Source organism: Brachyspira catarrhinii (assembly GCF_005518285.1).
Lineage (GTDB): Bacteria > Spirochaetota > Brachyspiria > Brachyspirales > Brachyspiraceae > Brachyspira > Brachyspira catarrhinii.
Genome location: NZ_SJDU01000677.1, coordinates 1 through 726, shown reverse-complemented (window position 1 = coordinate 726; position 726 = coordinate 1). Strand labels below are relative to the sequence as shown.

At 21.6% G+C, this 726-nt stretch carries 1 protein-coding gene; it reads left to right on the top strand.

All coding sequences use genetic code 11. The features are described 5' to 3' along the window. Window positions 1–48 precede the first annotated feature (48 nt). Window positions 49–720, top strand: a complete 672-nt coding sequence (locus tag EZH24_RS13030) for a hypothetical protein (protein ID WP_137999446.1) — start codon at window positions 49–51, stop codon at window positions 718–720. Window positions 721–726 lie beyond the last annotated feature (6 nt).

Below are 726 nucleotides of genomic sequence, written 5' to 3'. Positions count from 1 at the left end.
CTATTGGAAAACCTTGTGTTGAAAAAGTGAGTATTGAGGATATTTTAAATGAATAAATTTATTTTGGTAATTATGTTTTCTATTGTTATGCTTATATTATGTGCCGCTAATACAAAATCTGATAAAAAAACAAAATACGAAAATACAAAAACAGAAGTAATAGGTTTTGCTTCTATTGATATAAAAAATAATAGTTACACTAATATAGATAAATATGTTATAAAAACTTTAGATGCTTATAAAGTATATACAAATAAATATAATGATATAATTAACATAAATGGAAATAAATATTATATTTCTAGTGTATATACTTTTAATATTGATGATGAAAGTTTTTATGAAAAACAAGATTCGGAGGATTATGTTTATATAAGTATATGGAAACTAAATAATAATAAGGCAGATTTTGTTTCTGCTTTTTATCCCATTAGTGCATCTTCAGAAATAGATTATATATCTTCTAATATTACTAATAATATGCTTGAATTTGAAATAGCTCGTTATTCTACTAGCTATCAATATGTTAATTATTATAAATTTAATATAGTTGAAAATAATAATACAATTAATTTTTATCTTACTAACTTTTCAGAAAAAACTCCTGAGCGGGATTATAATACAGGAGAAATATCAGATGTTGAATATATATTTGAGCATGATAATGTTAATATGAATGATCTTGGTAAATCAGGTTACGGATATTATAATCTTAATTAATAAATA

What these genes read in the sequence shown, in the direction of transcription:
- EZH24_RS13030 (WP_137999446.1), top strand. Translation starts at nt 49, where the DNA reads ATGAATAAATTTATTTTGGTAATTATGTTTTCTATTGTTATGCTTATA.